At 35.5% G+C, this 7770-nt stretch carries 6 protein-coding genes; all 6 read left to right on the plus strand.

Annotation, left to right across the window (positions count from 1 at the left end; translation table 11 throughout):
- A partial coding sequence (rplS, locus tag A6M55_RS04710; protein WP_064196725.1) for a 50S ribosomal protein L19 occupies positions 1-243 on the plus strand: 243 nt, incomplete at its 5' end.
- Between the two features lie 170 nt (positions 244-413).
- Positions 414-1178, plus strand: a complete 765-nt coding sequence (gene dapF, locus A6M55_RS04715) for a diaminopimelate epimerase (RefSeq protein WP_064196731.1) — start codon at positions 414-416, stop codon at positions 1176-1178.
- A 147-nt stretch (positions 1179-1325) separates the two neighbouring features.
- Positions 1326-2873 (plus strand): putative maltokinase, encoded by a 1548-nt coding sequence (locus tag A6M55_RS04720; protein WP_064196726.1) that lies wholly within the window; start codon positions 1326-1328, stop codon positions 2871-2873.
- A 219-nt stretch (positions 2874-3092) separates the two neighbouring features.
- Positions 3093-3329 carry a DinB family protein gene (locus A6M55_RS04730; protein WP_064196728.1) on the plus strand — a complete coding sequence of 79 codons (237 nt, stop codon included), beginning with the start codon at positions 3093-3095 and terminating at the stop codon, positions 3327-3329.
- 19 nt (positions 3330-3348) lie between these two features.
- Positions 3349-4296, plus strand: coding sequence for a threonine/serine dehydratase (locus A6M55_RS04735; protein WP_064196729.1), 948 nt, complete (start codon positions 3349-3351; stop codon positions 4294-4296).
- Positions 4297-4399: 103 nt separating this feature from the next.
- Positions 4400-7770: ThuA domain-containing protein (locus A6M55_RS04740; RefSeq protein WP_064196730.1), on the plus strand; the 3371-nt coding region annotated here is incomplete at its 3' end.

Raw genomic sequence — 7770 nt, forward strand, 5'->3', positions numbered from 1 at the left:
GAGCGTATTCAGGTTTATACTGGTACTGTAATTCAACGTCGTAACGTTGGTACAAATGGTGAATCTTTTACTGTACGTAAAATTTCTAATGGTGTTGGTGTAGAGCGTATCTTCCCAGTACTTTCACCAAGTGTTGATAAAATCGAAGTAGTACGTTACGGTAAAGTGCGTCGTGCAAGATTGTTCTACTTACGTGGAAAACAAGGTAAAGCAGCACGTATCAAAGAATTAAAGAAAAAATAAGAACATTTTGAAAAAAAAGTTATACAAAAAATTAACTTTTTACTCTCAAAATTGTCTAAAGATAAAAGTAATAGCTTTTTCATAATTTTGTGTAGGAAAAGGCCGCCCCATTGGAGCGGCTTTTTTTATATGAAAGAAGCGAAGTCTTCCTTGAAAATTCAGTAAATACTATGAATAATATCAAATTTTATAAATACCAAGGCACTGGAAACGATTTTGTTATGATTGATAATCGTGATGAAAAATTTCCAGCTAGTCAAGCATACATTGAACACCTTTGCCACCGCCGTTTTGGCATTGGTGCAGATGGCCTAATTTTACTTCAAAACGACCCCAATTATGATTTCCGAATGGTATATTATAATGCCGATGGCAAAGAAGGAAGCATGTGTGGAAACGGAGGACGATGCACAGTAAGATTTGCTGAAGATTTAGGTATTTTTAAAGATAAAACAAAGTTTATTGCAGTCGATGGTGAACATTTAGCCGATGCCAATGAAGCGGTAATAGCCTTGAAAATGGGTGAAGTACATAGCATCGAACGCCACGATTTTTACGATTTCATGAATACAGGTTCACCACATTATGTTGCATTTGTGAAAGGAATCGAAAGCTTTGATGTATATAATGAAGGTAAGAAAATAAGATATTCTGACGAGTGGGTTGCTCGTGGTGGCACGAATGTAAACTTTGTTGAAGTAATTGATAATGAAACTATCTACGTACGTACATACGAACGTGGCGTTGAAGATGAAACCTATTCCTGCGGGACGGGAGTAACTGCATCTGCTCTTTCAACATTCTTACGTTTTGGAATGAAAAGCCCAATTAATGTAATTACCAAAGGAGGAAATTTAAAAGTTTCATTCAATGAAAACTTTACAGATATTCGTTTAATTGGCCCAGCAATGAAGGTTTTTGATGGTATTTTATAAAATAACCACGATTTAATAGGTTTAAAGCCCTAATTGCATCTGCAATTAGGGCTTTTGCTTTGATACTCAAACATTTAATTCAAAAACATTGCATAATCAAATCGTACTTCCTAATTTGGTAAACCTAATATTAAATACGAAAATACTATGTCCGAATTTGTATTGGCCATCGAATGGCAAGGATTTGAAAAAGATAAATATGTTCACACAGTATTAGAAGATAATATTCTCCCACCTTATATAGCTCAATGTAGATGGTTTGCGGGTAAAGCACGGCAGATAAAACTTTTAAAAGTGAAAGATACCGTACACTTTGAGTCGTTTATTTTTATGACTTTCGAAGTAAAATACGATGAGGGCGACTCTGAGCTTTATTTACTACCCCTTTCTTTTGTTGAAGAAAATACGCAAGAAATAGCCCCAAAAGGCGTACTATGTAAAGCCAGTATGGACGAAAAAATTGGTTTACTGGTTGATGCCATTTATGATGAAAAATTTCGTGCTAAACTATTTACCAGCGTATTTCATCAATCAACTTTCCCACAACACAATGATGATTCTTTAGTGTTTGCGAAAGGGAAAGCATTCGTTGAAGAAACGGATGAAATAGACTCAATTTTACCCAATATCGACTCCTCTAACTCGGCAATGATTTTTGGAGGAAAATATTTTCTAAAGCTTTACCGTAAAATCTTTGCTGAGACAAATCCTGAAGCAGAAATGGTTGAGTTTATCACTCAAAATTCTGATTTCAGAAATATTCCAAGATTTGCGGGAAGTGTTTCTTGGAAACGAGAAACTGCTCCAGAAATTACTTTTGGTGTAATGGTCGAAGTGATACAAAGCTTGAAAGATGACTGGAGTATGACAGGCGACTATCTAAATGATTTCTTAGAAGCTTTTGTGGAAGGCAATTTCCAAATTAAAGAGTCGGTTTTTGACAAGGTTTCTTTATTAGCACATCGAACCGCAGAAATGCACAAGGCTCTTTTTGCTCTCAGAGGAGCCGATTCTTTCAATGCCGAACCATTTGACCGACAATATCGCCGCTTTTTACACGAAAAGTTCGAAAATCTTCTTGAACGGAGATATAATTTATTGACCGAAAATTATTTAAAACTTGATGGTCAAGCACAGGCACTCGCTTGGAAATTCATGGAATCTAAGGATATGATTCTTGAATTTATAGACCAAGTTTTAACTCGTCCGCTATTTTCCTATCGAACAAGAATTCATGGAGACTACCATTTAGGACAAGTTTTAGCCACAGAACATGATTTAGTAATAATAGATTTTGAAGGGGAACCAGAAAGTACAATTACTGAGCGGAAAATTAAACATTCTCCACTTAAAGATGTAGCGGGTATGATTCGCTCATATCACTATGCTGTTGCAGCTAAATTATTCAATGCCACCGAAACAAGCACTATTGAACCTAAGGTTCTCCAAAGAGCAGCCGATAGATGGTATAAACTGATTAAAGATACTTATTTAGATGAGTATCTAGGCGTCTTCGGGAGTCCACATCCATTATTTAAGGATAATAATGAAATTAATTATCTCTTACTTTTCCACCTATTAGAAAAAGCAGTTTATGAAATTGGCTACGAAGTAAATTATCGACCAAGTTGGGTAAAAATACCTCTTATTGGTATTGCGGAAGTGCTAATGGAGGTTGAAAAATTAAGGAGATAAACAAAGTAACAACTAAATGAATCAATATTACAAAAATTTATTTGAGCACGAATATTGGGCAAATTTAAAAGTTTTAGAAAGCATCATTCATTCATCTACTCCACCTCAAAGGGCTATTGAAATTTTTTCACATATAATTGCAGCCCAAAGAATTTGGCTAGATAGAATAATGGCAAAAAAAAAGAAGTACGTGTTTGGGAAGTTTTTGATGTAAACATAATGCTTGAACTGCTCGAAATAAATTTTGCTGATATAAATAAAGTAATTAAAAAAGAAGAAATGGGGCAGTTAATTGCCTATCATAATACCAAAGGAGATAGTTTTACAAATACAATTAGCGAAATATTTTCACATTTGCTACTCCATTCAGCGTATCATAGAGGGCAAGTGGTTATATTGTTAAAAGGAAATATTGAACAATTACCCATGACCGATTATATCTTATTCAAGAGATAATTTAAAATTAATCTAATCAATGAATCATATACCAACATTATCAGAAATTCAAGAAGCACACGAAAGAATCAAACCTTTCATTCATCACACCCCAGTACTAACTTCAGCCAGTATCAACCAACTTGCAGGGTGTGAAATTTATTTTAAATGTGAAAATTTTCAAAAAATTGGAGCATTTAAAGCCCGTGGAGGTATGAATGCCGTGCTTTCACTATCACCTGAAGAACAAGAAAAAGGCATTACCACCCATTCATCTGGCAATCATGCCCAAGCCATCGCTTTAGCAGCCAAAGCAGTTGGCACAAAGGCATATATTGTGATGCCTAGCAATGCCCCTAACATAAAGAAAAATGGCGTAAAAGCACTGAATGGTGAAATAATTGAATGTGAACCTACACTAGAAGCACGTGAATCGACTGTTCAACAAGTAATTGAACGTACTGGTGCAACTTTTGTTCATCCATTTAATAACTACGATGTAATTGCAGGACAAGCAACAGCAACTGTTGAGCTTATTGGAGAAGTGACCCATTTAGACGTCATTATGGCTCCCGTCGGTGGTGGTGGTCTATTAAGTGGTACGGCACTGGCAACCCATTATCTGTTACCCAATGCCGAAGTAATTGCAGGTGAACCAGAAGGTGCCGCTGATGCAGTTTTATCATTCAAAACAGGTAAAGTAGAAAAAGCACCTTATATCAAAACCATTGCTGATGGCCTTATGACAACTCTTGGAGATAAAACATTGGAGATAATTAGAAAGTATGTAAAAGATATAATCATCGTGAGTGATGAAGAAATTATTGCCGCAATGAAGCTAATTTGGGAAAGATTAAAAATTGTAATCGAACCCTCATGTGCAGTTCCATTTGCCGCACTTTTAAAAGAAAAAGAAAGATTCAAAGGTAAAAGAGTTGGAATTATACTTACGGGTGGAAATGTAGATTTGGGTAAATTACCATTCTAAAAATTTACTTTTTTTTTACCAAAAGGCTTGTTAGTCAATTACTAACAAGCTTTTTTATTTTGTATATTTACATTCTATCTATTCAATTAAAACAAAATTACCAATGAATCTACCATTACAACCGGCAAAGAGACACTTCTTTGTTTGGGTTTTACTTTTATTCACCATTAATTTAAGTTTTTCCCAAAATCAAAAGGTTTTGGTTTTCTCCAAAACCAAAGGTTGGAAGCATAGTTGTATTCCGTTTGGCATAAGAGCTATTCAAAAATTAGGGCAAGAAAATAATTTTTTAGTTGATACAACAACTAATTCTTCACTCTTCACCGACCAAAATTTACAAAAGTATTCAACTGTCATTTTTAACTGTACCACGGGCGATGTGTTGAATAATGAACAACAAGCAGCTTTCGAACGCTACATTCAAGCAGGTGGTGGCTATGTTGGTATTCACTCTGCTACTGATACCGAATATAATTGGCCTTGGTATGGCGAATTAGTTGGAGCGTATTTCGGTAGTCATCCAAACAACTCAAATATTAGAAAAGCGATTATTGATGTAACAGAAAAAAAACATATTTCAACTAGTCATTTACCAACTAGATGGGAACGCACAGATGAGTGGTATAGTTTTAAATATATTTACCACGGCATCAAACCATTAATGTATTTGGATGAAAATACCTATGAAGGAGGAACCAATGGGGGAAATCACCCAATTGCTTGGTATCATGAGTACGATGGCGGCCGTGCCTTCTACACTGCCAATGGACATACGGATGAAAGTTATTCAGACCCAATGTTTTTAGAGCATTTACTAGGTGGAATTAAATATGCTATGGGTGAAAGTAAACCATTAAATTATTCCAAATCATACGCAAAAGCAGTTCCAGAAGAAAATCGTTTTGAAAAAACAGTATTAGTAAATGACCTCAATAATCCAATGGAATTGGCTGTTTCTAAAGATGGAAGAGTATTTTTTACTGAATTAGCTGGAAATTTATCAGTTTTCGATACAAAAACGAATAAACACAAACTCATACATCGCTTCCCAGTTGTGATGAAAGGTGGAACTGGGCTAATAGGTATTACACTCGACCCTAACTTCGAAAAAAATCAATGGATTTATCTCTATTATTCACCACCAATTGAAGGCGAACCCATTTTATTTAATCTTTCTCGATTTAAGCTTTCACCAAATAATATACTAGATTTAGCATCTGAAAAAATATTGTTACAAGTTCCCGTTCAAATAAACAGTGGAGCACACCATGGAGGTTCTCTGGCCTTCGATAAAGACGGGAATTTAATCCTTTCAACTGGAGATGGAACTACGCCATTCCCATCTGATGGCTATGCACCTATTGATGAAAGACGAGAGGAAAAATATTATTCTATGGATGCTCAAAGATCTTCTGCAAATACGAATGATTTAAAAGGAAAAATATTAAAAATTCACCCTGAAGCCGATGGAACCTATACTATTCCTCAGGGAAATATGTTCCCCAAAGGAACACCCAATACCCGCCCCGAAATCTTTGCAATGGGTTGTAGAAACCCTTATAGAATTGCCGTTAATCCAAAAACTTCTACCATTTATTGGGGAGAAATTGGGCCAGATGCTGGGGAAGACAAAGAAAGAGGCCCAAGAGGTTATGATGAGTTTAACCAAGCAAAAAAGCCGGGAAATTATGGATGGCCTTACTTTGTAGGTAATAATTATGCCTATGCTAAATGGGACTTTGAAAGTGGTAAAGCGGGTCCGAAGTTCGACCCTTTAAAACCAATTAATAACTCACCAAATAATACTGGCTTAAGAGAACTACCACCAGCAACACCTCCAATTATTTGGTATCCTTATTCTCTTTCGCCTGAATTTCCTGAACTTGGTTTAGGCGGTAGAAGTGCTATGGCTGGTCAATTCTATACTTACAATAAAAACTCGGGTTCAAATAAAAAAATTCCTGAATACTACGATGGTGCCCTTTTTGTATTTGATTGGATGAGAAATTGGATGTTAGCATTAAGATTCGATGAAAACGAAAACTATGTTAGAAACGAAAAATTCATGCCAATCAACGGTGATTTTCGTCGCCCAATCGACTTAGCATTTAGTAATGAAGGTATCATGTATATTCTGGAATATGGTTCAGTATATGGTGCGGATAATGTTGATGCTCGACTTGTAAAAGTTGAGTATAATTCAGGTAATAGAGCACCCAATGCGGAATCTTATTTTGCAGACAGTCAGTTAATTGACAAAATAAATGCTCAATCATTTATCACTTCTGAGACTAGGAATTTTCCAAAACCAAAAGAAATTATTGGGAAAGCCCCACTTACAGTTAAAGTAGTTGGTAGAGGAACAGACCTTGATTTTGATGACAAACTTACTTACAAATGGATTGCCAATAACACTGTAATTTCTGAAAAACCTACTACCGAATATACTTTCACAAAGGGTGGGAAATATAAATTAATATTTAAAGTAACAGACCAAAAGGGACTTTCAAAAACTGATACTTTAGTTGCAATTATTGGTAATGAAAAACCTCAAGTAAGCATTGTTTCTGCTCAAAATAAGTCATTTTACTGGGATGAAAAACCTTTTAATTATTCAGTTGTTGTGAAAGATCACGAGGATAAAGTCATCAATCCAAAGAAAATTAAAGTTCAGTACAATTACAATCCACAGCCTTACAGTCCTGCCAATGAAAGTACAGATTCTAAAGCCATTTCAACAGTTGAGTCTGGTTCATTAGGAAAAACTTTGATGGAAGCGAGCGACTGCAAAGCCTGCCATACAGTTGATAAAAAAGCAGTAGGTCCTTCTTTTATTGAGGTATCAAAAAGATATTCTGGAAGAGAAGGTTCTATACAATTGCTCACAAACAAAATTATTGAAGGTGGTGGTGGTAATTGGGGAACTACCCATGTAATGGCAGCACATCCTCAATTAGCCAAACAAGATGTAACCGAAATGGTTAAATATATTTTGTCTTTAAGCGACCCTAAAAAAGAATTTAAGAATATCCCAGTCAATGGAAATTTAAGTTTAACTGCCCATCAAGCAGATTCGCCAAAAGGTTTTTATACTCTAAAAAGTACCTATACTGATAACAAAACTGCGGTTGCACCTGCCCAAACTGGTCAAGAAGTTTTAAGATTAAATTATCATGTTCTAAGAGCAATGGATGCCGATGCACATCCTGGTTTTAATTTCGAATGGGGTCAGCTCCGTCAAGGTGATTCTAAAGCCTATCTTCAATTTAAACATGTAGATTTAACAAATATTCGCTCAATTAGTTTTGAGTATGCCTCATTAGATAAAAGTGGCGAAATTGAAGTTAGAAAAAATTCAGTTGCGGGGCCTGTGATTGGTAAAGTTACCTACACTCCTACAGGGAATTGGGATAAAATGGCTTGGGTCGAATGTAGTTTAAAAAATTTAGAGGAAGGTTTTATGGATTTATATTT

This window comes from Emticicia sp. MM (assembly GCF_001649495.1).

Bases quoted from the DNA above. Each gene is read 5' to 3' on its own strand.
- A6M55_RS04735 (WP_064196729.1), top strand. From the start codon at position 3,349: ATGAATCATATACCAACATTATCAGAAATTCAAGAAGCACACGAAAGA.
- A6M55_RS04720 (WP_064196726.1), top strand. From the start codon at position 1,326: ATGTCCGAATTTGTATTGGCCATCGAATGGCAAGGATTTGAAAAAGAT.
- A6M55_RS04730 (WP_064196728.1), top strand. From the start codon at position 3,093: ATGCTTGAACTGCTCGAAATAAATTTTGCTGATATAAATAAAGTAATT.
- dapF (WP_064196731.1), top strand. From the start codon at position 414: ATGAATAATATCAAATTTTATAAATACCAAGGCACTGGAAACGATTTT.